The following is a 25,570-nucleotide window of genomic DNA, read 5'->3' on the forward strand; positions in this document are numbered from 1 at the left end:
CCAAGGGGTGCGTACGGACACCGGCGGGCCCGGCGCCGGGTACGACCTACTTCTTCTTGTTGGTGCGCTTGGCCCGGCTGCTCTGCGTCGGCTGGTGCCGGGTGGCGGCCGAGGGCGGCGGCGTCTTCTTCTCCTTCTTCGGCGCCGCAGCCTGCTGCTCCGCCACTTCGGCGGCCTCGGCCGCCTTCAGCTCGGCGATCCGCGCCCGGGTCAGCTTGTCACCGGGACGCACCTTGCGAGGGTTGAGACCCTTGGCCCGGATCCGCTCCTCCCAGTCCAGGTACGCCGGCGTGCCGGCGGAAGGGTTGTTGCGGATGATCCACTCCTGCTGCCCGAACGACCACAGCGTCGTCGTGAGCAGGTAGATCAGCACACCCATCGGGATCGTGGTGCCGAAGAAGATGTACATCGCGGGGAAGAGGTACACCATCATCTTCTGCTGCTGCGCCATCGGCCCGGTCATCGCCTGCGGCGACATGTTGCGGGTGTACATCTGGCGCGAGGTGAAGAACTGCGCGACGACCATCACGATCGTCATGATCGCGGTGAGGATCTGGACCCCGCCGAAACCGTTCTCGAACGGCCAGAACCGGCCGGACAGCGGGACGGTGAAGATCGTCGCGTGGGTCAGGGAGTCGAGCAGCTGCTGGTTCTGCGGACCCGCCAGCCACGACCCACGGGCCTGGCCGCGCGCCGCACCGTCGATCACCCGGTAGAGGGAGAGGAAGAACGGCATCTGGATGAGCAGCGGCAGGCAGGAGGCCATCGGGTTGACGCCCTCCTCCTTGTAGAGCTTCATCGTCTCCTGGCCGAGGCGGTCCCGATCGTCCGCGTACTTCTTCTGCAGCTCCTTCAGCTTCGGCTGCAGTTCCTGCATGCCGCGAGTGCTGTTGATCTGCTTGACGAACAGCGGGATCATCGCGGCGCGGACCGTCACGGTCAGCAGCACGATCGACAGGCCCCACGCGGCACCGCTCCCGGCGCCGAAGATCGGCGCCAGCAGCCAGTGGAAGCCGACCATGATGCCGGAGACCACCCAGTAGAGCGGCTGCGCGAGGGCGCTGAAGAAATCATTGATCCCGGCGAGCGGGACCAGGAGCGGCAGGAGCAGATCCATAACGGTGCAGACCTCTACGACGTCGAGCGGGTGGACAAATCATCGGGGCCGGCCGGCACGCCCGGCTCGTAGTGGAGTCCGTCGGCGGTCGGACGGGCCTTCGCCGCCTGTTCCTCGGCCCACTCCTCGGCTGCGGGTGTTCCCGGTACGGGATCGTAGCCACCGGCGGCCCACGGATGGCAGCTCCCCAGCCGGCGGGCGGCCAGCCAGCTGCCCTTCAGGGCCCCGTGCACCTGCACCGCCTCCAGGGCGTACGCGGAACAGGACGGGTAGTAGCGGCAGACCGGCCCGTACAGCGGACTGATCACGGCCCGGTAGAGCTTCAACAAGCCGATCAGCAGGTACTTCATCCCGGTCCCTCAGCGCATCCGGGCAAGGGCGCGATCCCACGCCGTGGTGAAGTCCTCGACCAGGCGCTCCGGAGTGGCCGAGGCCGCCGGCAGCGCCCGGACGACCACCCGTGCGGTCGCCGGCAACCCGGCCAGCCGATCGGCTGCCAGGTGGCGCAGGCGCCGCTTCGTACGGTTCCGGGTCACCGCGTTCCCCACGGCCTTGGATACGACGAAACCCACCTGGGCAGGCGGGTCGTCTCCGAGGCGCGCGTGGACCACGACGCTCGGTCGTGCCGCACGGACCCCACGGCGCACCGTGAGCCGGAACTCATCGGACGAACGCATCCGAGCGCCGTTGGGCAACATCCGTGCGACAGGTCGTCGTACGATCAGGCGGAGAGCTTCTCGCGACCCTTGGCGCGACGACGGGCAATGGTGGCGCGACCGGCACGGGTCCGCATCTTGGTGCGGAAGCCGTGGGTACGGGCCCGACGCCGGTTGCTCGGCTGGTAGGTGCGCTTGCTCACGAATATCTCCCAAGGACTGAGATCGACAGGACGTACCGAGGGGCCGATACGCGTACGGACACCACGGTGGTGACCGGTCCACGGTACGCGGAGGGGCCGACAAAGGCAATTCCACGAACCGCTGGCGACCCACCTCCACCGGTGCAAAGATCCTGCCTGCAGGAGTTGTCCACTCGCCACGCCGACCGGCCGGTGAGAAGTCCTGAGTGATGTTGCAAGGGGTCGGACCGGCCGAGTACCCTCGGGCCTTCCGGCCTCCGCCGACAACCGCACACCAGCCCCCCTTGGAGCAGCCCCCGTGGCACCCGTCACGCCGGGCGAGATCTGTTGTCCACACCTGTGGAAAGATGTGTGGATGCGGCGCCCGCAGGACCGCATCGAGGACAGGAAGGGCACGCGTGACTGGGAGCACCCCCGAACACCCGCGGTTCACCACTGACCAGCTGCCCGAGGCCTGGGCCTACATCGTGAAGCACTCCGGAGCCCGACATCGCGGCCTGTTGCGCAACACCAAGCCGCTGACCGTGGTCCAGAACACCGTGATGGTGGCCGTCCCGAACGAGTACACGCGCGACCAACTGGAGAACCGGCTGCGCCCCGGGATCGAGGAGGCACTGTCGGACTGCTTCCGGCACATGACCCGGCTGGCCGTCACCGTCGACCCGGACATCGCCCTCGACATCGCCGAGCTGCCGCTGGAGGCGCCGGAGTCGACCGATGACGAGCTCGACGACGAGTGGTCGAACGAGGAGCTCGACAGCGGTGAGCGGGTCGGTCCGTTCGTGCCCCGGCCCAACCCGGACACCGGCCGCGACGGCCACCTCAACGGCCAGGTCCTGGAGAGCAGCCGTCTCAACCCGCAGTACACCTTCGACAACTTCATCATCGGCCCGTCCAATCGGCTGGCCAACGCGGCGGCCCGGGCGGCCGCCGAGACTCCGGGCAAGGTGTTCAACCCTCTGGTCATCTACGGCGGTTCCGGGCTGGGCAAGACCCACCTGATGCACGCCGTCGGCCACTACGTACTACACCTCTACCCCGATGCGCGGGTGCGCTACGTCTCCACCGAGGAGCTCACCAACGAGTTCATCAACGCGATCTCGGAGAACAACACCGTCGAGTTCCGGCGCCGCTACCGCGAGGTCGACGTGCTGCTGATCGACGACATCCAGTTCCTCGAGGGCAAGATCCAGACCCAGGAGGAGTTCTTCCACACCTTCAACACGCTGCAGAACGCCGAGAAGCAGATCGTGATGACCTCCGACCGGCCGCCGAAGCTGCTCGAGGCGCTCGAGCCGCGGCTGCGGTCGCGGTTCCAGTCCGGCCTGATCGCCGACGTGCATGCGCCGGACCTGGAGACCCGCATCGCCATCCTCTACAAGAAGGCGGAGCAGGAGCGGCTGGCGATCGACCCGCAGGTGCTGCAGTTCATCGCGGAGCGGATCCAGACCAACATCCGCGAGCTCGAGGGGGCACTGATCCGGGTCGCGGCGTTCGCCTCGCTCAACGGGGAGCCGGTCGACCTGCCGCTCGCCCAGGTGGTGCTGCAGGACCTCATCCCGGCCGGCAACGGCTCGGAGATCACCTCGGGCCTGATCATGGCGCAGACGGCGTCGTACTTCAGTCTGACGGTCGACGAGCTGTGCAGCACGTCGCGCACGCAGCACATCGCCACCGCCCGCCAGATCGCCATGTATCTGTGCCGGGAGCTCACCGACCTGTCGCTGCCGAAGATCGGCCAGCAGTTCGGCGGCCGCGACCACACCACGGTGATGCACGCGGAGCGGAAGATCCGCCAGCTGCTCTCGGAGCGCCGGGAGGTCTACACCCAGGTCGCCGAGCTGACCACGCGGATCCGTCAGAAGGCCGAGCAGGTCTGACCCGCCGCACCTGACCCACCACCGCGCCTGACCCACTGCGGACCCACCTGACCCCACCGCGAAGCCCCCGGGACCTCCCGGGGGCTTCGTTCTGCCCGGACGGTCTGCCCGGGTCGTCGATTTTGTCCCACATCGTTCTTGTCAACACGTGTGGACGAGGCTGTGGATAATTGTGGACAGCCCCCGGGTCGCCTGCGGACAGGATGAGGATCGCGGTGGACGGCCGATCCGTACGTCCACATCTTCCACCCATGTGATTTCCAGTAGTCCACCACTCCTGTGGACGGTCATTCGATGGGTGACTAGGGGAGACGGCACTTCTCCACAGTATCCACACGACCTATGACTACTGCTGTATCCATATATCGATGACAACGACGCAGGAGCAGGGCCGGACCGGTCCGGCCACTCGGGAGCCCGGGGGCTGCGCAGTCGATATGATCGGGTGGCCAGAACGATCCCCTCAGGAGGCCCAGTGAAGTTCGAAGTCGACCGCGACGTGTTGGCGGAGTCCGTTGCCTGGGTCGCCCGCAGCCTGCCGACGCGCCCGTCGATCCCGATCCTGGCCGGCCTGATGATCCACGCCGAGGGTGAGTCGCTGATCCTGTCCAGCTTCGACTACGAGACCTCGGCCCGGGTCGACCTGCCCGCCACCGTGCACGACGAGGGCACCGCCCTGGTCTCCGGGCGGCTGCTCGCCGACATCACCCGCTCGCTGCCGCACGCCACGGTGGCCGTCGACACCTCCGCCGCCGCGATGGAGCTCACCTGCGGCAGCGCGCACTTCACCCTGCAACTGCTGCCCACCGACGACTATCCGGTGCTGCCGGCGATGCCCACCGAGACCGGCCGGGTCGCCAGTGACGACCTCGCCGAGGCCGTCTCGCAGGTCGCGGTCGCCGCAGGTCGCGACGAGCTGCTGCCGATCTTCACCGGCGTCCGGGTCGAGATCGACGGGCAGACGCTGTCGATGCTCGCCACCGACCGCTACCGGATGGCGCTCAAGGAGCTCAGCTGGACCCCGGCCCGGCCCGACTTCCGTGGCAACGCGCTGGTCCCGGCCAAGGTGCTCTCCGAAGCGGCGAAGTCGATGGCCGGTGGCGACTCGGTGAGCATCGCGCTGTCCCAGCCGGGCAGCGGCGAGGGCATCATCGGCCTGGCCGGTGAGTCGCACGGCACCCAGCGCCGGATCACCACCCGGCTGCTGGACGGCGAGTTCCCGAGGGTCCGCCACCTGATGGAGATCCAGGCCGCCCTGACCGTACGATGCGCCACCGCCGACCTGATCGATGCCGCCAAGCGCGTCGCCCTGGTCGCCGAGCGCAACTCGCCGCTGCGGATGGTGATGGGGGAGGGCGAGGTCACCCTCGAGGCGGCCAGCGGCGACCACGCCCACGCCTCGGAGCAGATCGAGGCGGTGCTGGAGAGCACCGCCGAGCCGATGAGCGCGGCCGGCTTCAACCCGCAGTACCTGCTCGATGCCCTGGGCGCGCTGGATGCGGCGTACGTGAACTTCTCCTTCACCCAGCCGGGCAAGCCCTGCCTGCTGACCGGCGTGGCGGCCCTCGACGGCGAGCCGCTGCTCGACTATCGCCACGTCATCATGCTGATGCGCCTGCCGGACTGAGCCTGGTGTACGTCGACCACCTGACACTGGCCGACTTCCGGTCGTACACGTACGTCGATGTCGACCTGGAGCCGGGTGTGGTGACCTTCGTCGGGTCCAACGGTCAGGGCAAGACCAACCTGGTGGAGGCGGTGGACTACCTGGCCACCCTCGGCTCCCACCGGGTCTCCTCCGACCTGCCGCTGGTGCGGCACGGCGCCGAGCGGGCCACGGTGAAGGCCCGGGTGCGGGCCGGCCGCGACGACGACCGGGCGCTGGTGCTGGAGATCGACATCCACCCCGGCCGGGCCAACCGGGCCCGGCTCAACCGGGCACCGCTGCAACGACCGCGGGAGCTGCTCGGCATCCTGCGCACGGTGGTCTTCTCCCCCGAGGACCTGGCCATCGTCAAGGGCGACCCGGCCGCCCGGCGGGCCTTCCTCGACGCGCTGGTCGCCACCCGCTGGCCGCGGATGGCCGGTGTCCGCCACGACTACGACAAGGTGCTGCGGCAGCGCAACAGCCTGCTGAAGACGATGTCCGGCCGCGGCGGACGGACCCCCGACCCGTACGCCCGGGACACCCTGCAGATCTGGGACGACCAGTTGGCCGCCATCGGCGCCGAGGTGCTGTCGGCCCGCCTCGACACGCTCACCGCGCTGATGCCGCACACCACGCAGGCGTACGCCGACATCGCCCCGGCCAACAACGTCGCGACCGCCCGCTACCGCAGCTCACTGGACACCGGCGACAGTGACGACACCGACGATGGCGCCGACCGCCCCGCGACGACCGACCGGGAGGAGCTCCGGCACCGCCTGCTGGCCCGGATGGCCGAGCGCCGCGGCGAGGAGATCGCCCGCGGGGTGTCGCTGGTCGGGCCGCACCGCGACGACATCGAGCTCGTCCTCGGCGACCTGCCGGCCAAGGGCTACGCCAGCCACGGCGAGTCCTGGTCGTACGCCCTGGCGCTGAAGCTGGGCGGCTTCCACCTGCTGCGGGCCGACGGGATCGAGCCGGTGCTCATCCTCGACGACGTGTTCGCCGAGCTGGACGCCACCCGGCGCGACCGGCTCGCCGGCGGCGTGCTCGGGGCCGACCAGGTGCTGGTCACCGCGGCCGTCGCCGAGGACCTGCCCGACTCCCTGGCCGGCCAACGCTTCCGGGTCGCCGCGGGGGAGGTGGTCCCCGATGCCGTCTGAGCCCCCCGAGCCGGTGCTGCCGGAGCCGGAGCTGTCCCGATCTGACCTGTCCGGCCCGCCGCCCGCGGCGGTGCCGTCGGCGCCCGTCGATCGCGAGGACGACCGCGGGCCCGGCGAGCGCCGGTCGGCCGCAGATCCGGACGTCGAGCGCGAGCACGATGCCGAGGTCGACATCCCCGAGGCGGACGGTCTCGACCTGGCCCGCCGGATCGCCCGGCAGATCAACGCCGGCGCGCCCGCGCCACAGCGCACCCCACGCCGGAGGCGCCGCCGCCCGACCGAACCGCTGTCCTCGGGCGCCCGGCCCGACGACCGCGACCCCCAGCAGATCGGCAACGTGTTGCGCCGGATCGTGGCGGAGCGGGGCTGGCGCACCGACCTCGACGTGCACGCCCTGATGGCCCGCTGGCCGGAGCTGATCGGCCCGTCGAACGCAGCGCACTGCCGTCCCGAGGCGTACGAGGACGGCGTGCTCACCGTACGGACCTCCTCCACCGCGTGGGCGGTGCAGATGCGCGGCATCGCCCCGGCAGTGATCGCTGGGCTGAACGAGCGGCTGGGCTCCGCCGTGGTCCGCCGGATCGTGGTGAAGGGGCCCGACGCGCCGTCCTGGTCCCATGGCCGGCTGCGGGTCCGGGGCCGCGGACCGCGCGATACGTACGGGTGATTCTGCCGATCCGATCCCCCGCCGACGTGGTCACCCCTGCGAATGACCCCCTCGGAGCCCCAGACAGCCCTCCAGGGCCGTCTGGGCGCGTGTGTGACATCGGCCACGGACCCGGTGCGGTAGGATGCAGCAGTGACCGAAGCCGAACAGCAGAACACTCACGTGGCCCCCGACACGTACGACGCCAGTTCCATCAGCGTCCTGGAGGGCCTGGAGGCGGTTCGCAAGCGACCCGGCATGTACATCGGCTCCACCGGCGAGCGCGGCCTGCACCACTTGGTGTACGAGGTCGTCGACAACTCCGTCGACGAGGCGCTGGCCGGCTACTGCGACACCATCCGGGTCGAGCTGCTGGCCGACAGCGGCATCCGGGTGGTCGACAACGGCCGCGGGATCCCGGTCGGCATCCACCCCAAGGAGGGCATCTCCGCCCTCACCGTGGCCCTGACCATGCTGCATGCGGGCGGCAAGTTCGGCACCGGTGGCTACAAGGTGTCCGGCGGTCTGCACGGCGTCGGCGTCTCCGTCGTCAACGCCCTGTCCGATCGGCTGGTCGTCGACGTGTACACGGACGGCTTCCACTGGCGCCAGGGCTTCCACCTCGGCACCCCGGACGCCCCGCTGGAGCGGCTGGAGCCCAGCGAGGAGACCGGCACCACGGTCACCTTCTACGCCTCCGACGAGATCTTCGAGACCACCGACTACTCGTACGACACGCTGGCGACGCGGTTCCGGGAGATGGCCTTCCTCAACAAGGGCCTGTCGATCACCCTGGTCGATCTGCGTCCCCGCGGCGATCAGGACCAGGGCGGCGAGGACCTCGACCAAGCGGCGGTGCCCGACTCCGGCAAGAAGCAGCGCGGGCCCCGCACCGACGTCTTCCGCTACGACGACGGCCTGATCGACTACGTCAAGTACCTGACCGGCACCAAGGAGACCGTGCACTCCAGCGTGATCGCGGTCGAGACCCACGACCCCGAGCACGCGATGGGCCTCGAGGTCGCGATGCAATGGAACCAGTCCTACACCGAGTCGGTGCACACCTTCGCCAACACCATCAACACCCACGAGGGCGGCACCCACGAGGAGGGCTTCCGCTCCGCGCTGACCAACACGGTGAACAAGTGGGGCGAGACCTGGGGGCTGATCAAGAAGCGCGAGGACCGGGTCTCCGGCGACGACATCCGTGAGGGCCTCACCGCGGTGATCTCGATCAAGATCGGCGAGCCGCAGTTCGAGGGCCAGACGAAGACGAAGCTCGGCAACACCGAGGCGCGCTCGTTCGTGCAGAAGGTCGTCAACGAGAAGCTCGGCGACTGGTTCGAGCAGAACCCGTCCGAGGGCAAGGACATCGTCCGCAAGGCCCAGGCCGCCGCCTCGGCCCGGATCGCGGCCCGCAAGGCCCGTGACCTGGCCCGCAACCGGAAGAGCCTGCTCGGCGGCGGCTCGCTGCCCGGCAAGCTCGCCGACTGCTCGTCGACGAACCCCGAGGAGTGCGAGGTCTTCCTCGTCGAGGGTGACTCGGCCGGCGGCTCCGCCAAGGGCGGCCGCAACCCGCGGACCCAGGCGATCCTCCCGCTGCGCGGCAAGATCCTCAACGTCGAGAAGGCGCGGATCGACAAGATCCTCCAGAACAAGGAGGTCGAGGCGATCATCAACGCCCTCGGCACCGGCGTGCACGAGGAATTCGACATCGAGAAGCTGCGCTACCACAAGATCGTCCTGATGGCCGACGCCGATGTCGATGGCGCGCACATCCGTACGCTCCTGCTGACACTGTTGTTCCGCTTCATGAAGCCGCTGATCGCCGCCGGCCACGTCTACCTGGCCCAGCCGCCGCTGTTCCGGCTGCGCTGGACCAACGCGCCGCACGAGCTGGCGTACAACGACGAGGAGCGCGACGCGCTGCGGGAGGCGGGCCTGGCGGCCGGCAAGAAGCTGCCGAACATCAACCCGATCCAGCGTTACAAGGGCCTCGGCGAGATGGACCCCGAGGACCTGTGGACCACCACGATGGACCCGGACAACCGGATCCTGCTCCAGGTGACGCTGGAGGACGCGGCCGCCGCCGACGCGATGTTCACCATCCTCATGGGCGAGGACGTCGCGGAGCGCCGGGCGTTCATCCAGCGCAACGCCAAGGACGTCCGGTACCTCGACATCTGATCGGAAGAACTGAACAATGAGCGAAATCCCCCCGCAGAACGAGGACGCACCGGGCCAGGGCCCCGACGAGCAGGCCGGGCCCGACGAGCAGGCGGTCGCCGACCAGCAGGGTCTCGCGGTCGTCGCGAAGACCGACAACGTCGAGCAGGTCGACCTCGAGGCGGAGATCCAGAAGTCCTACCTCGACTACGCCATGTCGGTGATCGTCGGGCGCGCTCTGCCCGACGTCCGCGACGGCCTTAAGCCGGTGCACCGCCGGGTGCTGTATGCGATGTACGACGGCGGCTACCGCCCCGACCGCGGCTGGAACAAGTGCGCCCGCGTCGTCGGTGAGGTGATGGGCACCTACCACCCGCACGGCGACTCGGCGATCTACGACACTCTGGTCCGGCTCGCCCAGCCGTGGGTGATGCGGGCGCCGCTGGTCAACGGCCAGGGCAACTTCGGCTCCCCGGGCAATGATCCGGCCGCGGCGATGCGTTACACCGAGTGCAAGATGGCGCCGCTGTCGATGGAGATGGTCCGCGACATCGACGAGGACACCGTCGACTTCCAGCCGAACTACGACGGCCGCGACATGGAGCCGACCGTGCTGCCGGCCCGCTTCCCGAACCTGCTGGTGAACGGCTCGACCGGCATCGCCGTCGGGATGGCCACCAACATCCCGACGCACAACATGCGCGAGGTCAACGACGCCGTGCAGTGGGCGCTGCAGCATGCCGAGGCCTCCGAGGAGGAGCTGCTCGAGGCGGCGATGGAGCGGATCAAGGGCCCGGACTTCCCGCTCGGCGCGCTGATCGTCGGCCGCAAGGGCATCGACGAGGCCTACCGGACCGGTCGCGGCTCGGTCACCATGCGGGCGGTGATCGACATCGAGGAGGACGAGAAGGGTCGTACGCAGCTCGTCGTCACCGAGCTGCCGTACATGTGCAACCCGGACAACCTGGCGCTGAAGATCGCCGAGCTGGTCCACAACGGCAAGCTCAACGGCATCGCCGACATCCGCGACGACAGCTCGGCGCGCACCGGCCAGCGGCTGGTGATCGTGCTGAAGCGTGACGCCCAGCCGCGGGTGGTGATGAACAACCTCTACAAGCACACCCAGCTGCAGGACACCTTCGGCTGCAACATGGTGGCGCTGGTCGACGACGTGCCACGTACGCTGCGGCTGGACCAGTTCATCTCGCACTGGATCACCCACCAGATCGAGGTGATCCGGCGCCGGACCGAGTACCGGCTGCGCAAGGCCGAGGAGCAGGCGCACATCTACCGCGCCCTGGTGAAGGCCCTGGACGCCCTCGACGAGGTGATCGCGCTGATCCGCCGCTCGCCGACCACCGAGGCCGCCCGCGAGGGCCTGAAGGACCTGCTGGAGATCGACGACGCGCAGGCCACTGCCATCCTCGACATGCAGCTGCGCCGGCTGGCCGCCCTGGAGCGGCAGAAGATCATCGAGACCCTCGAGGAGATCGAGGCCCGGATCGCCGACTACCGCGACATCCTCGCCAAGCCCGACCGGCAGCGCCAGATCATCGCCACCGAGCTGCAGGAGATCGTCGACAAGTACGGCGACGAGCGGCGCACCCGGATCGTCTCGGCCGACGGCGACCTGTCCGACGAGGACCTGATCCCGGACGAGGACGTCATCGTCACCATCACCCACGGTGGTTACGCGAAGCGCACCCGGTCCGACCAGTACCGGGTGCAGAAGCGCGGCGGCAAGGGCGTACGCGGCGCGACGCTGCGCGCCGACGACGAGGTGGCGCACCTGTTCGCCACCACCAACCACCAGTGGATCCTGTTCTTCACCAACATGGGCCGGGTCTACCGGGCCAAGGCCTGGCAGCTGCCGGAGGCCAACCGGGACGCCAAGGGCGGCCACGTGGCGGGCCTGCTGAGCTTCCTGCCCGGGGAGACGATCGCTCAGGTGCTCGCCATCCCGTCGTACGACGTGGCGGACTACCTGCTGCTCGCCACCCGCAAGGGGCTGGTGAAGAAGACCGCACTGACGGCGTACGACTCGCCGCGGCAGGCGGGGGTGATCGCGATCAGCTTCCGTGACGATGACGACGAGCTGATCGGCGCCGAGCTGGCCAGCAGCGTCGATGACGTGCTGCTGATCTCCCGCAAGGGCCAGGCGATCCGGTTCCGTGCCGACGATGCGCAGCTGCGCCCGATGGGCCGGGCCACCTCCGGGGTGACCGGGATGAAGTTCCGCGAGGGCGACGAGCTGCTGACCATGATGGTGGTCCGTGACGACTTCCCCGAGGACGACCGGTTCGTCTTCACCGTGACCGACGAGGGCTATGCCAAGCGGTCGCGGGTGAGCGACTACCGGCTGCAGGGCCGGGGCGGGCTCGGCATCAAGGCGATGAAGCTGAACTCGGAGCGCGGCGGCCTGGTCGGCGGTCTGATGGTCCAGGAGGGCGATGAGGTGATCGCCATCAAGACCTCGGGCCAGGTGACACGGAGCGCGGTCCAGGAGGTGGCTGTCACCTCGCGTGACACTATGGGGGTGAAGTTCGTCAAGGTCTCCGCCAACGACGCGGTGTCGATCATCGCGCTCAACCCGGAGAGCTCGGAGGACGACGAGGATGCCGAGGGCGAGGCGCCCGAGGGTGTGGACACCGCGACAGCCGAGGACACCGAGCTGACCGAGGCCCCGGACCTGACCGACGACATCGACCCGACCGACGACACGGACACGACCGAGGAGACCACCAGTGAGTGACGCCCGACCGGACGGCGACGTCGACGAGACCGTCCTGCGGTCCACCGAGGAGTTCTACGGCCCTGCCGGAGTGCCCGAGACCCCGGCCGCGCTGCGCCGCCCGGGTCAGGAGGGTGACGGCCCGGCGCCGCAGCGGACCCGGAAGGCCACCCTGCGGCTCAGCCACGTCGACCCCTGGTCGGTGATGAAGACGTCGTTCGTCTTCTCCATCGCCTTCGGCATCGCAGCGCTGATCCTGGTGCTGATCACCTGGCTGGTGCTGTCGGTCTCGGGGGTGTTCACCCTGATCAACGAGCAGGTCGGCGCGCTGCTGCTGTCACCGGGGGAGACCCAGCAGTTCCGGATCCAGGACTACTTCGGGCTGTCCAAGACGATGGGCCTGACGATCCTGCTGTCGGTGCTCAACGTGGTCATCCTGACCGCCATGTCGACGCTGCTGGCGTTCCTCTACAACACCGCCTGTCGCCTCATCGGCGGCCTCGAGGTGACCCTCGCCGAGGACTGAGCCCTGCCGCATCCCCGATTTTGCCTGCCATGAAGGGATGCGCTAGTGTTTGTCCTCGGCGCGGCAAGCAGTTGAGCGCCGTACGGGCCTATAGCTCAGGTGGTTAGAGCGCTGTCCTGATAAGACAGAGGTCGCTGGTTCAAGTCCAGCTAGGCCCACCAGAAGATCGTTGTCCAGACGGTCGACATCCCCGGTTCGCTGATTCGGATCGTTGAGGCCGTTGTCAGTAGGTGTCGAACTCCACGACCGCGGCCGAGGCGTCTCGCAGGGGCGCGATCTGTTCGGCCTCGTCCTGCAACGCCGTCCGGTGTCGGCTCGACAGGGCTCCGAACGTCCTGACTGTGATGGTCAGCGTCCGGCCGGTCCTGCGCGGACGCCAGGTGCCGATGATGGCGCCGTCAGCCAGGATCGTCCCGGGATCACCGATTGTTCGCCAGACGTCTCGGTGGTGCTTCTTCTCGACGATCATCTCGCGGTCGCGGGCCTGGACATAGGGGTCGTGGGGTGGGAGCAGGCGTACGCCCTGCGGTGTCGCGCCCGACCGCAGCGCGTCGAGGTCTTCGGTGAGGATCCACGCGGTGCCGCCGAACTCGACCTGGGTCAGCCCGTCGGCGAGCAGACGCCACCAGGGATCGGTGTCGCCGGCCCGGATTCCCAGCCAGGCGGCGAAATCGGCGCGGGTCGAAGGCCCGTAGCAGTGCAGGTAGCGGCGGAGCAGTTCCGTGCGCGCCGTCTCCGGGTCGGTGTCCGGGATCGGCTGGCCGAGCCACTCGGTGGCCAGGACGAACGGGGCCCTGTTCCGGGTGCGCGGGGCGAAGCAGACGACGCGTCGCAGGGTGAGGATGCGGACGCAGAAATGAACGACGGCCTCGCCGAGCGGCTGCCCCGGGGCGTACGGACCTTCTTCCTCCCAGATGTCGCGTTGCTCCAGCGGCAACCTGCGGGCGATCCGCCCAGCGAGCTCCGTGCCGAGTTCGTCGATGGCGAGCCCGCGCCCGGACAGGACATCGCCGATCTCGGCCTCGGTCAGTGCGACCGCCTCGGTCAGGCTCATGCCGAGTCTGTCCACCGCCGGTCCCGCTCCGAGGAGGAAGTGCCGCATCGTGGCCTCGGTGGGCGGGAGTACTCCGGTGGTGAACACGGGGGCGTCCGCGGTCGGGACGTAGAACGGTGCACCGCGCATGCACCAGGTCTGCACCAGGCTCCTGTCGTCGGCGACCGCCTCGTCCACTCGCTGCCGGGTGATGTCGCGCACCCTGGCGTGTAGTGCGAGCAGCGCCGAACCGGGCGGGCTGTTCTGAATGCCGCACCGGCCGGTCACGTCGAGCAGTCCGTCCGCGTCCGACCGTTCGAGAAGGTGGTGGGCGCGCAGGCGGAACGCGATGACGTCGCCCTTCGACACCTTCTCGACCACACGGACAGGCTATCGGCGGCTTCGGTCGCCGTGCGGTGACGTGGCGAGCCGGTCCGGTGCTCTGTGCTCCGGTCGTGTGTCACCGTGGGATGATGGCGTGACGTCCCGGATCACTACGCGACCGAGGGTGTTCACCCGAGGGCGGTCAGCGCAGCCAGAGCCAGGCGGCCAGGATGAACCCGGCTCCCGCGACGACCGCCCGCAGCACCGGCTCGGGGATCAGCCGCTGGATCACCGGGCCGAAGTTGCCGCCGACCACGCACCCCAGGCCGAGCGCGATCGCCGCCGCCCAGTTCACCGGTCCGAAGCCGATGAAGATGAGGGAGGCGACGAGGTTGCTCACCCCGAGCAGCAGGCTCTTCATCACCATCGACCGGGTGAACAGCTCGGTGCTCGCGATCAGGGTGAGGGCGAGGTACATCACGCCCGCGCCGGCCCCGAAGTAGCCGCCGTAGCAGCTGACCAGGAACAGCCCGATCCAGTAGACGACAGGGTTGGGGGCATCCCCCCGCAGCCGGCTGATCCGTGGGCTGAGCAGCAACAGGACCGAGGCGAGCACGATCAACCAGGGCACGATCGCCGTGAAGCTCGACTCCCCGGCGACCAGCAGCACCGTCGCCCCCAGGCCGCCGCCGACGGCGGCCACGACCAGCTGCGCAGCCAGGGTCCGGCGGCGGCCGCCGGTGACCGTACGCATCGCCCGGGCGGTCGAGCCGACCCCGACGCCGACCAGCCCCAGGGTGTTGGAGACGTTCGCCGCGACCGGCGACAGACCCGCTGCCAGTAGCACGGGGTAGCTGACCAGGGAGGCCAGCCCGGTGAGGTAGCCGACGATGCCGGTGCCGACGCCGGCCAGCGCGATCAGCGCCAGGACACCCAATGGCATTCCCAGGATCTCGATCCCGCCCATCGCGTCTCCTCCCGGTGCCGCGGCGCCGGTGCCGGCGGCCACGCCGCCACGATAGCGGCGATCGGTGCGGGGACAGCCCGTGCGGACAGCCCGTGCGGAGGGTCGCGAGGCCCGCTGCCGTCAGGTCCGGGTGACCTCTTCGACGGGGACCGACTGCGCCGGGACGGACTCTGCAAGGATCGACTGCGCGGGAATCGACTGCGCGGGAACCGACTCCGCCGGGACCGGCCCGATACCGGTCGACCCCGGGTCGACCGAGGCGCTCCTCGGCCGCTGGTTGTTCACGTACGCGTAGTAGTAGCCGATCAGGATGCCGCCGCCGATGAAGTTGCCGACCAGCGCGATCGCGACGTTGCCGGCGGCCCGGGCCACGTCGATGCCCTGGCTGAGCCCGACGATCAGGAAGAAGACGGTGTTCGCCACGGAGTGTTCCAGGCCGAGGAAGGCGAAGACGAACACCGCGGCGACCATCGTCAGGGTCATCGTGATGGAGTCCTTGACGAAGCCGTTGTAGACCAGCAGCATCGCGACGTTGATCACCAGGTTGCACAGGATCGCCCGGACGAACAGGTCCCCGACCCCGGCGGCGGTGTCCAGATAGCCGAGCTTCACCTCGACGGCATGCGCCATCTGGGTGGCGACCGCCCCGGAGACCAGTGTCGAGCACTTCAGCAGGAGGGCGAGGACCAGGCCGCCCAGCGCGTTGCCGAGGAAGCAGGTCGCCAGCACCCGCAGGGCCCGCCGGGTCGTCGTCCGGCGGTGGTAGTGCGCGATGCTGACCACCATCATGTTGGAGGTGAGCAGCTCCGACCTGGTGAAGAAGATGAACACCAGCGCCCAGCCGAAGATGAACGAGCCGAGCATCTTCCCGAAGCCGACGAGGCTGACGCCGCCCACCTGCACGGCGGCGAAGGTCGCCGCGGTCGCGTGGTAGGCGACATAGAACAGGCCGATGAGGAAGCCGGCCATCGCTGCGCGCTGGAGGTAGCGCACCGTGATCCGGCTCGACATGTGCACCTTGGTGTCTGCGGCCTCGAGGGTGTTCTCGATGAACACGCGGCCCGGATAGAGGCGGTCGTCGTCGATCTCCACAGGTGAAGTTTGTCAATACAAAATAGTATTTGTCAATACAAAAGAAGATCGTGGTCCGGGCCGCCGCCGGCACGCCGAGGGGCAGAATGTGGCCATGACCTACGATGTCGTACGTCTCGCCGTCGACGAGCAGCACACTCAGCTGGTGAAGAAGAGCGTCGGGCCCGTGCTGCTGCAGCTGCGCGCGTACGCGATGATGCCGCCGGAGGAGCGTCCGGTCGGGCACGACCAGTTCTACATGATGTGGATGGACCTCGACCGGCGCAGCGTCCCGGTGCCGGCGGTGATCCGGGCCGCCCTGGCGCCGGCCACCGCGCATGCGATGACCGCGCGGGTGTTCGGCGACGGCGTCGACCCGGTCGCGGGCCGGCTGGGCTGGTGGCGGGCCGCCGACCTGATCGGCTCACAGCAGGGCTTCGAGGCCCGGGTGGCCGCCCGGCTGGCCTGGTTGGTCGACGAGGACATGGGGGCCTTCCTGCGCTGGGATCAGCCCGATCCCGAGCAACTGGCCGCGCTGCCGCCCGCCGTCGCGCCGATCGACGCGGTCGGCCGCTGGGTCTTCGACCGCTTCACCCTCACCGACCCGGACACCTGGGCGCGGACCAGCCGGGAGCTGGAGGCCACCCCGGACCCGGCGGTCCGTCGCCGTCTGCTCGCGCTGCGCACCGACCTCGGCGGGGCCGCACCGCCGACCCTGGCCGCCGAGGCCGCCCGGGCCCGCGCGCTGGTCGCAGCAGGGTGGCGGACCGAGGCCGCCTCCCTGCTCGCGGCGCTGGTCACCGTCGCCCCGTTCGACCCGGAGCTGCTGACCGCCCTCGCCGACGCGGTGACCGATCCCGACCACGCCGCGCTGCTGCGGCGGCGGGCGGCGAGCTACCGCGTGGTGGGCGACCCCACGCTCACATAATGGTCATACCAATGTTTCAATAGAAGCATGGCTCCCACCGTTGGTAACAGGATTCTGCTTGTCGGCGCCGGTGACGTCGGCGCCGCGTACGCGTACGCGCTGGTCAACCAGGGCATCACCCACGATCTCGCGATCATCGACCTGAACGAGACCAAGGCGCGCGGCGAGGTCGAGGACCTCAACCACGGCGTCGTCTGGGCCCCCTCGCCCACCAACGTCCGGTTCGGCTCGTACGAGGCCGACTCGGCCGACGCGGCGCTGCTGGTGGTCACCGCCGGCGCTGCCCAGAAGCCCGGCGAGACCCGGCTCGACCTGGTCGACAAGAACCTGAGGATCACCGGTGGGATCATCCGCCAGGCCATCGACAACGGCTTCCACGGGGTCATCCTGATGGCCACCAACCCGGTCGACATCCTGTCCTACGCGGCCTGGAAGGTCTCGGGCCTGCCCAGCAGTCAGGTCCTCGGCTCCGGCACCACGCTCGACTCGGCCCGGTTCCGTTACCTGCTCGGCATGCTGTACGACGTCGCGCCGATGAGCGTGCACGCGAACGTGGTGGGGGAGCACGGCGACTCAGAGCTGCCCGCGCTGTCCAGCGCGACCATCGCCGGGGTGCCGATCGCCGAGGAGCTGGCCCGCCACCCGGAGCGCCGGCTGGAGATCGAGGAGGCGTTCCAGGTGACCGTCACCTCGGCCGAACGGATCATCGCCGCGAAGGGCTCGACGTCGTTCGGCATCGGGATGGCGCTGGCCCGGATCACCCGCGCGATCCTGGAGGACCAGCGGGTCGCGCTGCCGGTGTCGACACTGCTGAACGGCGAGTACGGCCAGCACGACGTCTACCTGGGCACTCCGGCGGTGCTCTGCCGCGGCGGTGTCGAGCGGGTCATCCAGATCCCGCTCAGCGAGGACGAACAGGCCCGGTTCTCGGCCAGCGCGGCGGCCCTGCACGAGGTGCAGGACCCCTACTTCCACACCTCCGCCAACAACTGAAGGCTGCGCAGCCGGACCTGCGGATCGTGGGCGTACGTCACCACGATGAGCTCGTCCGCACCGGTCGCCGCCACCAGCTCGTCCAGCTGCCGGCGCACCGTGGCGGGGGAGCCCACCGCCCGGCAGGCCAGCATGCCCTGGGCGGCCCGCCAGCCCTCGTCGTGCGGCAGGTCGGTGCGCGGGGGCTGCAGCGGCCGGCGGGCCCCGGTGGCGTTGCCGATCGACATCTGCAGGTGGGTGGAGTACTGGTACTCCGCCTCCGCATCGGTGTCCGCGACCAGCACCGACACCCCGACCATGGCGTACGGGGCCGCCAGCCGCGCCGTCGGCGACTCGGTGGAGAAGGAGTGCCGGTAGACCGACAGCGCCTCGTACAGCTCGTCGGGGGCGAAGTGCGACGCGACGGCGAACGGCAGCCCCAGCTGGCCCGCGATCGAGGCGCCGTTGGTGGTGGAGCCGAGCACCCAGATCGGCACCTCGGTGCCGGCGGCGACGATCGAGGACACCCCGCGCGGTGAGTCGCCGGACCGGAACCAGGACTGCAGCTCGTAGATCTGGTCGGCGAAGGACTGGGCGTCGGAGGCGCCGCGGCGCAGCAGCCGGGCGGTCATCGGATCGGTGCCGGGGGCCCGGCCGAGGCCGAGGTCGACCCGGTCACCGTGCAGCTGGACCAGGGTGCCGAACTGCTCGGCGACCGTCAGCGGCGCGTGGTTCGGCAACATCACGCCGCCCGAACCGACCCGCAGGGTGCTGGTCATCGCCAGTGCGTGCTCGATCAGCAGGCCGGTCGCGGAGCTGGCGAAGGTCGGTGAGTTGTGGTGCTCGGCGAACCAGTACCGGCGGTAGCCGCTCTCCTCGGCCAGCCGGACGGCCGCGTAGGTGGCCTCCAGGGCCGCCCTGACATCGGATCCGGCCGAGACGGGGACGAGGTCGAGGACGCACAGCGGTGGGGTCGTCATGCCCCGATCGTACGTGCGCGCGACCACCGGCCCCGGAACGTCGTCCGGGGGTGGATCGGGTTGGGGCCGAAGCTGCCCAGGGCCGTACGCTTCGCCGCGGCCACCAGGGCCTCGTGGTGTGCCTGGGCCAGGTCACCGGCCTCGCGCTCGGCCTGGGCCTGGCGGATGGCCGTGTCCAGCCGGGTCCGGACGAGGTCCGGCATCGCGGGGACGGTTGTCCGGCGGAGCAGCTCGCCCAGCTGCTCGGCCAGGGGATCCCCCCAGCTCTGGTCGCTCGCGTCGAGTGGGCTCCCGGCCTGCTCCTGCGGGTCGTCGATCACCACGCCTCCTGATCCTCGAAGCACACGTTGTTGTCCGGTGTGATGTACCCCCGTACGCCTCACAGCCCAGTGACTGACTCGTCCTATTCTGGCTCATCCCGGGGTCGGGAAGTCGTGCAACAGCGCGGCCAATCGTGCCCGGCCGCGCGAGCACCGGGACTTGATCGTCCCGGGGGCGCAGCCGAGCATGGCGGCTGCCTCCTCGACGGTGAACCCCTCCATGTCCACCAGGATCAGCGCCGCGCGCTGGTCCGGGGTGATCCGACCGAGCGCCTCGGTGACCGCGTCGACCAGCGCCTCGGGCGGGTCGTCCCCGCCCGGCCGGGCGGCCACCCGCTCGGGGTCGAGCGGGGCGGTCGGACGTCGCTTCAGGTAGCGGATCCGGTCCAGGCAGGAGTTGATCACGATCCGGTGCAGCCAGGTCGCGACGCGGGCGTCGCCGCGGAACGTGTGGGCCCGGCGGAAGGCCCGCAGGTAGGCGTCCTGCAGGGCGTCCGCGGCGTCCTCCGGGTCGCCGAGGGTCCGCAGCGCCACCGACCAGAGGCGGTCCTGGTGGCGCCCGACGAGCACCGCGAAGGCCTCCGGGGCGCCCGTGACGTGGGCGGCCAGCAGCTCCTCGTCGGTGGGCGGCTCGGGCGACCGCGTCATGGCGTCACCTGCACCTCGTAGATCCCGCCCCGGAACTGGCCGTTCCCGTCGGAGGGCAGCGACGTCAGGTAGACCAACACGTAGCGGGTGGTGACCGGGCTGTCCGCGGTCAGGTCCACCGTCCCGGCGGCACCGGTGGCCCGGGCCACCGCCCGCCAGGACTTCTCCGAGTCCATCGGCGCCGAGGTGGCGGCGGTGTCCTTCGGGACCCGCACCTCGAGATCGGTCCCGGTCCCGTAGAGCTGCAGGGTCACGGTGCGGACGTCGCGGGGGCGGCCCAGGTCGAGCACCAGGCCGGCGCCGGGCTTGAGCTTGCCGAAGCGGGCGTCGCCGACGTACGACATCGTCTGCCACATCGTGGTCGGGTTGCCGTCGGTCGCGTACGGGGCGGTCCGGTCGTTCTCCTCGTTGTTGCCGCCGTCGGCCGAGGGGTCGAAGGTGGCCACCCCGGTGATCTTCCAGGGGCCGGTGTCGGCGGAGCCGGACGAGCTGGCGGTGCCGCTGGTGACCCCGGCCGGCCCGGTGCCCGAGTGCCCGGCCCGGCCGGCGTTGATCGCCACCCCGATCAGCCCGACGACGACGGCCATCGCGACCAGCACGAGCAGGGCGATCACCCAGCCACGCCGGGGTGTGCTGCGGGGCACGATGCGGAGCGGGCGCTCGCTGGGCTGCGGGGGCACGGCCGCGGTCTGCGGTGGCACCGGCGCGGCGGGGACGGCCGGCTGCTCGCGGGTGGCGTCCAGTGACAGGGTGCCCTGGGCGGTTCGGACCCGCTGCTCCAGCCGGTACGAGGCGTCGGTGACCCCGAGCACGGTCGACAGTGCCGCCACCAGGCCGGTGGCGGTGGTGATGCCGGGCCGGCCGGTGGCGTTCTCCATCATCGGGCTGACGCCGCCGATCACCTGCGCGCAGATCCGGTCCAGGGCGGGCGGCACGTCGGTGCGGACCCGCCGCGGTGAGGGCCACATGCCGCCCCGGGTGGGGGCGGGCGGCAGCCCGGGCACCGTCCCGCCGGGCCACAGGCCGGTGAGGCAGGTGTAGAGCAGTCGACCGAGGGCGAGGACGTCGGTGCGTTCGGCGCCCTGCACCCTCGGCTCGGGCTCCTCGCCGGGCAGCAGCGCCTCGTCGATCTGGAAGCCGAGGATCTTCACGTTGCCGGTGTCGGTGACCATCACCGCGTCCGGGTCGAGTCGCTGGTGGTAGCGGCGCTGGGCATGCACGGTCGACATCGCGTCGGCGATCTCGCGGACCAGCCAGGCCGACTCGGTGCCGGACAACGGCCCGCGGGCCAGCAGCTTGGTGAGGGTCTGGCCGGGGGCGTACTCACGCACCACGTACGGCTCGTCGCCGTCGTCGGAGAAGTCGAGGATGCGGACGAACCGGGCGTCGGTGACCTGGGCGGCGCGCTTGGCGGCGGCCAGCAGCAGCGGGCTGCGCGGGTCACCGGCGGGGAAGAACTGGCAGACGACCCAGCGCTTCAGGCTGAGGTCGGTGGCCCGCCACAGGTCCTGGCGGCGCCCGTCGAGCGGGTCCTCGAGGCGGAACCGGCCGCCGAGCAGCCGGCCGGCCTGGTAGCCGGGCGCCCCGATCGGCCGGGTGTACTCGTCGCTGCCGAAGGCGTCCCCGTGGCCGGGGGAGTCAGCGTGGCCGGGGGAATCCGTGTGGCCCGGGGCGTGCGTGTCGCCCGGCCCGGCGGCCTCGGTCCTCGGGTCCTGCGGCACGGCCCCCTCCTCCTGCTGCCGTGGGAGGCCGGTCGGCGGGGTGCCGGATCCGCCCCTGCGTCGCAGGGCGGTGAGCACCTCCTCGACCTCCTCGATCTGCAGCCTACGTGCCAGCACCACGAAAGTCGCGACGGCGCCCGCCCCACCGACCGCGACGGAAAGGAGCAGCAGCAGCTGGCCGTGGCCCCCGGTGAACCGGACGATCAGCCAGGCCAGCAGTGCGCCGGGGGCGGTGGCCACGGTGAGCCGGACGATGTGGCGGATGATCGGCGCGAACCGGAAGTCCGGCAGCCGGCGGCGCAGCAGCGGGACGGCGATGCCGAGCCCCACCACGTACGCCAGCGCGTACGCCCCGCCCAGGCCGGCCGCGACCCAGCCGGGCGCGTGCCACGGGACGACCAGGACGATCGCCAGGATGATGTTGCTGGCCACGATGGTGCTCTGCACCAGGAAGGGCGTACGGGTGTCCTCGAGGGCGTAGAAGGACCGGATCACCAGGTAGTGCAGGCTGTACGGCACCAGGCCGAGAGCCATCACCAGCAGCGTCCGGCCGATGAAGTCGGCGTCCCGGGCCCCGGCGCCGTTGCCGAACATCAGCTGGCTGATCGGGAAGGCGAGGGCGAACAGCGCGATCGCGCTCGGCACGATGACGGCCAGTGCGCTGCGCATCGTCCGGTCGGACTCGGCCGCGACACCCCGCAGGTCGCCCTCGGCGGCCAGCCGGGAGCTGCTGGTCATCATCTGGGTGGCCAGCGACAGGGTGATCAGCGAGTGCGGGACGATCCAGATCAGCGAGGCCGTCTGGTAGGCGGTGATGCCCGCCCCCTCGCCGCTGGCGCCGAGCACGGCGGTCGACCCGAGCCGGTTGACGACGAAGATCGCCAGCTGGTTGACCAGCACGAAGTAGAGCGTCCACTGCGCCAGCCGGAAGGTGTGGCCCAGCCCGGTGCCCCGCAGGTCCCAGCGGGGCCGGTAGCGGAAGCCGGCCCGGGTGAGGAACGGCACCAGGATGAAGAACTGGGCGGCGATCCCGAGGGTCGAGCCCAGGCCCAGCAGCAGCACCTGCGGCCAGCTGAACGGCGCCCCGTGGGAGGTGCCCCACAGGCCGAGGTAGAGGCCGAAGACGGCGATCGAGATGACGTTGTTGGCGATCGGCGCCCACATGTAGGGGATGTAGACCTGCCGGGCGTTGAGCACCTGGCCGACGAGCACCGTGGCGCCGTAGAAGAAGATCTCCGGCAGGCACAGGTAGGCCAGCGCGACCATGTTGCTCCAGTACGGCGCCATCGCCGGCTCGCGCCAGCCCTCCGCCGTGTAGAGCGTCATGATCCACGGCGCGGCGACGGTGACCAGTGCCGTCGTCACACCCAGCGCGGCGAGGAACGCCGTCATGATCCGGTTGGTGTAGGCCGCGCCGCCGTCCTCGTCCTCGTCCATCGCCCGGACGATCTGCGGCACCAGGACCGCGTTCATCACGCCGCCGGCGAGCAGGATGTAGAGGCTGTTGGGGATGGTGTTGGCGAGGTTGAACGCCTCGGCCGGACGGGTGCCGTTGCCGAGGACGACCGCGATCAGGGCGGCCCGGACGAACCCGAGGACCCGGGAGGCGAAGGTGCCCCCGGCCATCAGAACGGTCGTGGACATCATCGAACGGGTCCGGCTCACCGGGGGCTCCGTTCGGCCCGGACCTGCTTGATCCGGAACACCGTGGTGCCGATCACGACGAGTCCCGACACGATCATCAGTATCCATCCGACCCTTCCGGCCTGTGTGGCCTGTACGTCGATGTCCACGGGGACGCCGATGGCGGTCCCTTCGGGCGTGGTGAGCCGGGCCACGACGGTGTAGCTGCCGTTCGCCGCCACCCTCGGCACGGCGACCACCCCGATCGCCTCGCCCGCCCCGATGGTGCGGACGTCGACCGGTGGCACGTGCAGGCGCTCGGCGTTCTCCGATTCGAACTCCAGCCGGACCGACACCGGCACGTCGAGGTTGTTGGTGATGGTGACGGGGAACTGGGTGTCCTGGCGGGCGGTGAGCAGCACCGGGCGGGCGCTGATCGCCACCGCGTCGCCGTCGGTGATCCGGTTGATCCGCTCCTTCTGGAGGTCCCGATAGGTGGCGTACGCGTCGGTGGTGGTGCCCGGGCCGGCGGACACCGAGGTCGGCGCCCACTGGGTGCTGGCGACCGCGGCGACGGCCCGCCAAGTGGTGTCCGCGGCGACGGCCGGGTCGGTGAACAGGCTGGAGAGCCCGGTGGTGGCGGTGGCCAGCCGGCGGACGTCGCGGGTCCGGTCGTCGTCGGCGGGCGGGGCGTGCAGCACCGCGTCGGTGATCGCCGCGGCGCTGCCGTCGACCAGCCAGGACAGTGAGGTGCGGGCGGTGGCGTCGAGGTCGTCGGCATGCGCGGTGTCGGTGTCGGTGATCAGCCGCACCTGGGCCGGCCGGTTGTCCAGGGCATCGAGGTAGCCGATGGCCGTCAGCGCCGCGCGCCGCTGGGCGTCGGTGCCGGCCGCGTCCGGCCCCGGGGTGAGCGAGCGGGAGTCGTACGTCACCACCGCAGGGCCCTCGGAGGTGGTCCAGTGGGCCGGCGGGGTGGCGCCGTGGGCGATGTCGGCGCCGTCGGTCGGCTGGGCGGCGAGCACCACCGGAGGGGTGGTCGAGGTCGGCACGGTGGCGGGGGTGGCGCCGGCGGAGGCCGAGGGAGTGGGTGAGGCGGCGGGGCCGTCGGTGGGGGCCAGAGCGGCCAGGCCGCGTCGGGTGAGCTGGCCGCCGGCCGGCAGCACCGCGGGGGGCAGCCCCGCGACGTCGGCCGGCAGGGTGGTGGCGTCGAGGGCGGAGCGGACCATCCCGATCTGGTCGATGCCGGCCATCAGGTCGACGTCGACGGTGGCGTACGGCAGCCGGTAGCCGGGCGTGGTGAGTGCGTCGAAGGCCTGCAGCCAGTTCTTCGCGTCGGCCTGGCCGGTGCCGTCACTGCCGTCGGTGAGCTTGTAGCCCTTGGCCATCTCCTCCACGGAGACGATCAGCGCGGGGTCGATGAGGTGGGTCCGGTTGTTCGCCGCGGCGCTGCGGAGCAGTACGTCGAGGCGGCCGCCGGGGGCGATCTCCCGGGCCAGGTGGTCATCGGAGAACGTCCCGGCCGCCACCCGCGAGGGCGCCGAGGCGAGCACCACGACCGAGGCGACACGCGGGGTGAGGGCCCGGGTGCCGAAGTCCTGGGTCAGCCAGGACCGGGCCCGGCCGAGGGTGGCGTTGCCCGAGCCGTCCGACCCGCGGACCTGGACGCCGATCATCGTCACGCCGTCCCGGGCCGGGATGCCGAGCTCGGAGAGTGGGGCGGTGAGGGTGAAGCCGCTCTGCTGGCCGGGTGTCAGGGTGCCGGTGGTGTCGGTGCCGAGGATCACGTACTTACCGAGGTAGCGGGCGCCGACCGGGCCGTCCGCGGTGTCGAGGTCGGTCGCGGTGGTGCGGACCAGTTGGTCGCGCCACAGGTAGGCCTGCACGCCCGACAGGGTGGTGGCGCTGGTGTTCGTCACCGTGCCGCTGACCGTGACGACGTCGGTGGCCTTGGTCACCTTGGGGGTGATCGCGGTCAGGTCGATCCGCACCCGGTCCTCCGCATGCGCCGGGGTGGCCGCCCCGGTGAGGACCGTCAGCATCGCCAGTAGCAGCGCGGTGAGCACGGCGGGCAGCACCAGCAGCCGGCGGCCGGTCGTGACCGGGCGCCGAGGGCCGGTCAGGGCGCGACGGTCCTGGCTGGATGAGCCGGGTAGCCCGCGGCCGGATGAGCCGGGTAGCCCGCCGCCGGGCGCGCCGAGGAACCGGCTGCCGAGGGGGCGGCGCCGGGACGGCAGCGGGCAGGGGCTCACT

The 25,570-nt window shown here is 70.6% G+C and carries 21 protein-coding genes and 1 tRNA gene; 10 read left to right on the top strand and 12 right to left on the bottom strand.

The features are described from left to right. Positions 1 to 46 precede the first annotated feature (46 nt). From yidC to rpmH, 4 genes are read right to left on the bottom strand one after another with little or no spacing between them, the layout of a single operon-like run. The gene (yidC, locus tag VB059_RS00515; RefSeq protein ID WP_323420055.1) at positions 47 to 1,117 is read right to left on the bottom strand and encodes a membrane protein insertase YidC; all 1,071 of its coding nucleotides are present in this window, start codon (positions 1,115 to 1,117) and stop codon (positions 47 to 49) included. A 14-nt stretch (positions 1,118 to 1,131) separates the two neighbouring features. After that, positions 1,132 to 1,467: a membrane protein insertion efficiency factor YidD gene (gene yidD / locus VB059_RS00520; RefSeq protein WP_323420056.1), complete on the bottom strand. Its 336-nt coding sequence runs from the start codon at positions 1,465 to 1,467 to the stop codon at positions 1,132 to 1,134. Positions 1,468 to 1,476: 9 nt separating this feature from the next. Then, positions 1,477 to 1,815 carry a ribonuclease P protein component gene (gene rnpA, locus VB059_RS00525; RefSeq protein ID WP_323420057.1) on the bottom strand — a complete coding sequence of 113 codons (339 nt, stop codon included), beginning with the start codon at positions 1,813 to 1,815 and terminating at the stop codon, positions 1,477 to 1,479. Between the two features lie 23 nt (positions 1,816 to 1,838). Then, a complete protein-coding gene (gene rpmH, locus VB059_RS00530) occupies positions 1,839 to 1,976 on the bottom strand; it encodes a 50S ribosomal protein L34 (protein ID WP_153571839.1) in 138 nt (45 codons plus the stop codon). 443 nt (positions 1,977 to 2,419) lie between these two features. Between rpmH and dnaA the strand changes: the two genes are divergently transcribed. The 8 genes from dnaA (at position 2,420) to VB059_RS00570 (ending at position 12,894) form a co-directional block, all read left to right on the top strand. Continuing rightward, complete coding sequence (gene dnaA / locus VB059_RS00535) at positions 2,420 to 3,856, top strand: chromosomal replication initiator protein DnaA (RefSeq protein ID WP_323420175.1); 1,437 nt, start codon at positions 2,420 to 2,422, stop codon at positions 3,854 to 3,856. Positions 3,857 to 4,331: 475 nt separating this feature from the next. Further along, positions 4,332 to 5,483, top strand: a complete 1,152-nt coding sequence (gene dnaN / locus VB059_RS00540; protein WP_323420058.1) for a DNA polymerase III subunit beta — start codon at positions 4,332 to 4,334, stop codon at positions 5,481 to 5,483. Positions 5,484 to 5,488: 5 nt separating this feature from the next. After that, positions 5,489 to 6,664, top strand: a complete 1,176-nt coding sequence (recF, locus tag VB059_RS00545) for a DNA replication/repair protein RecF (RefSeq protein WP_323420059.1) — start codon at positions 5,489 to 5,491, stop codon at positions 6,662 to 6,664. Continuing rightward, a complete protein-coding gene (locus tag VB059_RS00550) occupies positions 6,654 to 7,331 on the top strand; it encodes a DUF721 domain-containing protein (RefSeq protein ID WP_323420060.1) in 678 nt (225 codons plus the stop codon). The genes recF and VB059_RS00550 overlap by 11 nt, the downstream gene beginning before the upstream one ends. A 132-nt stretch (positions 7,332 to 7,463) precedes the next feature. Continuing rightward, positions 7,464 to 9,497: a DNA topoisomerase (ATP-hydrolyzing) subunit B gene (gene gyrB, locus VB059_RS00555; RefSeq protein WP_323420061.1), complete on the top strand. Its 2,034-nt coding sequence runs from the start codon at positions 7,464 to 7,466 to the stop codon at positions 9,495 to 9,497. A gap of 16 nt (positions 9,498 to 9,513) precedes the next feature. Then, positions 9,514 to 12,228: a DNA gyrase subunit A gene (gene gyrA, locus VB059_RS00560; protein WP_323420062.1), complete on the top strand. Its 2,715-nt coding sequence runs from the start codon at positions 9,514 to 9,516 to the stop codon at positions 12,226 to 12,228. Then, a complete protein-coding gene (locus tag VB059_RS00565) occupies positions 12,221 to 12,733 on the top strand; it encodes a DUF3566 domain-containing protein (RefSeq protein WP_323420063.1) in 513 nt (170 codons plus the stop codon). Before gyrA ends, VB059_RS00565 begins: the two co-directional genes overlap by 8 nt. Positions 12,734 to 12,817: 84 nt before the next feature. Beyond that, positions 12,818 to 12,894: transfer RNA gene (locus VB059_RS00570), tRNA-Ile, on the top strand. Positions 12,895 to 12,956: 62 nt separating this feature from the next. Here the strand turns inward: VB059_RS00570 and VB059_RS00575 are convergent. The 3 genes from VB059_RS00575 to VB059_RS00585 form a co-directional block, all read right to left on the bottom strand. Continuing rightward, complete coding sequence (locus VB059_RS00575) at positions 12,957 to 14,147, bottom strand: winged helix DNA-binding domain-containing protein (RefSeq protein ID WP_323420064.1); 1,191 nt, start codon at positions 14,145 to 14,147, stop codon at positions 12,957 to 12,959. 145 nt (positions 14,148 to 14,292) lie between these two features. Then, complete coding sequence (locus VB059_RS00580; RefSeq protein ID WP_323420065.1) at positions 14,293 to 15,099, bottom strand: sulfite exporter TauE/SafE family protein; 807 nt, start codon at positions 15,097 to 15,099, stop codon at positions 14,293 to 14,295. A 78-nt stretch (positions 15,100 to 15,177) separates the two neighbouring features. Beyond that, positions 15,178 to 16,149: a formate/nitrite transporter family protein gene (locus tag VB059_RS00585; RefSeq protein WP_323420066.1), complete on the bottom strand. Its 972-nt coding sequence runs from the start codon at positions 16,147 to 16,149 to the stop codon at positions 15,178 to 15,180. A 94-nt stretch (positions 16,150 to 16,243) separates the two neighbouring features. On the opposite strand from VB059_RS00585, the gene VB059_RS00590 reads away from it, so the two are divergent. After that, complete coding sequence (locus VB059_RS00590; protein ID WP_323420067.1) at positions 16,244 to 17,056, top strand: hypothetical protein; 813 nt, start codon at positions 16,244 to 16,246, stop codon at positions 17,054 to 17,056. A 27-nt stretch (positions 17,057 to 17,083) separates the two neighbouring features. Then, positions 17,084 to 18,049, top strand: a complete 966-nt coding sequence (locus VB059_RS00595; protein ID WP_323420068.1) for an L-lactate dehydrogenase — start codon at positions 17,084 to 17,086, stop codon at positions 18,047 to 18,049. Here the strand turns inward: VB059_RS00595 and VB059_RS00600 are convergent. The 5 genes from VB059_RS00600 to VB059_RS00620 all read right to left on the bottom strand — a co-directional run bounded on the left by VB059_RS00600 (position 18,022) and on the right by VB059_RS00620 (position 25,569). Then, on the bottom strand, positions 18,022 to 19,008 hold the full coding sequence (locus VB059_RS00600; RefSeq protein ID WP_323420069.1) for an LLM class flavin-dependent oxidoreductase: 987 nt from the start codon (positions 19,006 to 19,008) through the stop codon (positions 18,022 to 18,024). The two genes, VB059_RS00595 and VB059_RS00600, sit on opposite strands and share 28 nt — an antisense overlap. Next, on the bottom strand, positions 19,005 to 19,331 hold the full coding sequence (locus VB059_RS00605; RefSeq protein ID WP_323420070.1) for a hypothetical protein: 327 nt from the start codon (positions 19,329 to 19,331) through the stop codon (positions 19,005 to 19,007). Before VB059_RS00605 ends, VB059_RS00600 begins: the two co-directional genes overlap by 4 nt. Positions 19,332 to 19,421: 90 nt before the next feature. Next, on the bottom strand, positions 19,422 to 19,976 hold the full coding sequence (gene sigM / locus VB059_RS00610) for an RNA polymerase sigma factor SigM (RefSeq protein WP_323420071.1): 555 nt from the start codon (positions 19,974 to 19,976) through the stop codon (positions 19,422 to 19,424). Continuing rightward, a complete protein-coding gene (gene murJ, locus VB059_RS00615; RefSeq protein WP_323420072.1) occupies positions 19,973 to 23,341 on the bottom strand; it encodes a murein biosynthesis integral membrane protein MurJ in 3,369 nt (1,122 codons plus the stop codon). The genes sigM and murJ overlap by 4 nt, the downstream gene beginning before the upstream one ends. A 17-nt stretch (positions 23,342 to 23,358) precedes the next feature. Continuing rightward, complete coding sequence (locus tag VB059_RS00620; protein WP_323420073.1) at positions 23,359 to 25,569, bottom strand: hypothetical protein; 2,211 nt, start codon at positions 25,567 to 25,569, stop codon at positions 23,359 to 23,361. Between the last annotated feature and the right edge of the window lies 1 nt (position 25,570).

This window comes from Raineyella sp. (genome assembly GCF_034933565.1).
In the GTDB taxonomy this organism is placed as follows: Bacteria; Actinomycetota; Actinomycetes; order Propionibacteriales; family Propionibacteriaceae; genus Raineyella.

Excerpts from the sequence above, each read along its gene's own strand:
- rnpA (WP_323420057.1), bottom strand. The coding sequence starts at position 1,815 with ATGTTGCCCAACGGCGCTCGGATGCGTTCGTCCGATGAGTTCCGGCTC.
- yidD (WP_323420056.1), bottom strand. The coding sequence starts at position 1,467 with ATGAAGTACCTGCTGATCGGCTTGTTGAAGCTCTACCGGGCCGTGATC.
- VB059_RS00590 (WP_323420067.1), top strand. The coding sequence starts at position 16,244 with ATGACCTACGATGTCGTACGTCTCGCCGTCGACGAGCAGCACACTCAG.
- yidC (WP_323420055.1), bottom strand. The coding sequence starts at position 1,117 with ATGGATCTGCTCCTGCCGCTCCTGGTCCCGCTCGCCGGGATCAATGAT.
- murJ (WP_323420072.1), bottom strand. The coding sequence starts at position 23,341 with ATGTCCACGACCGTTCTGATGGCCGGGGGCACCTTCGCCTCCCGGGTC.
- VB059_RS00600 (WP_323420069.1), bottom strand. The coding sequence starts at position 19,008 with ATGACGACCCCACCGCTGTGCGTCCTCGACCTCGTCCCCGTCTCGGCC.
- VB059_RS00550 (WP_323420060.1), top strand. The coding sequence starts at position 6,654 with ATGCCGTCTGAGCCCCCCGAGCCGGTGCTGCCGGAGCCGGAGCTGTCC.
- gyrA (WP_323420062.1), top strand. The coding sequence starts at position 9,514 with ATGAGCGAAATCCCCCCGCAGAACGAGGACGCACCGGGCCAGGGCCCC.
- VB059_RS00595 (WP_323420068.1), top strand. The coding sequence starts at position 17,084 with ATGGCTCCCACCGTTGGTAACAGGATTCTGCTTGTCGGCGCCGGTGAC.
- sigM (WP_323420071.1), bottom strand. The coding sequence starts at position 19,976 with ATGACGCGGTCGCCCGAGCCGCCCACCGACGAGGAGCTGCTGGCCGCC.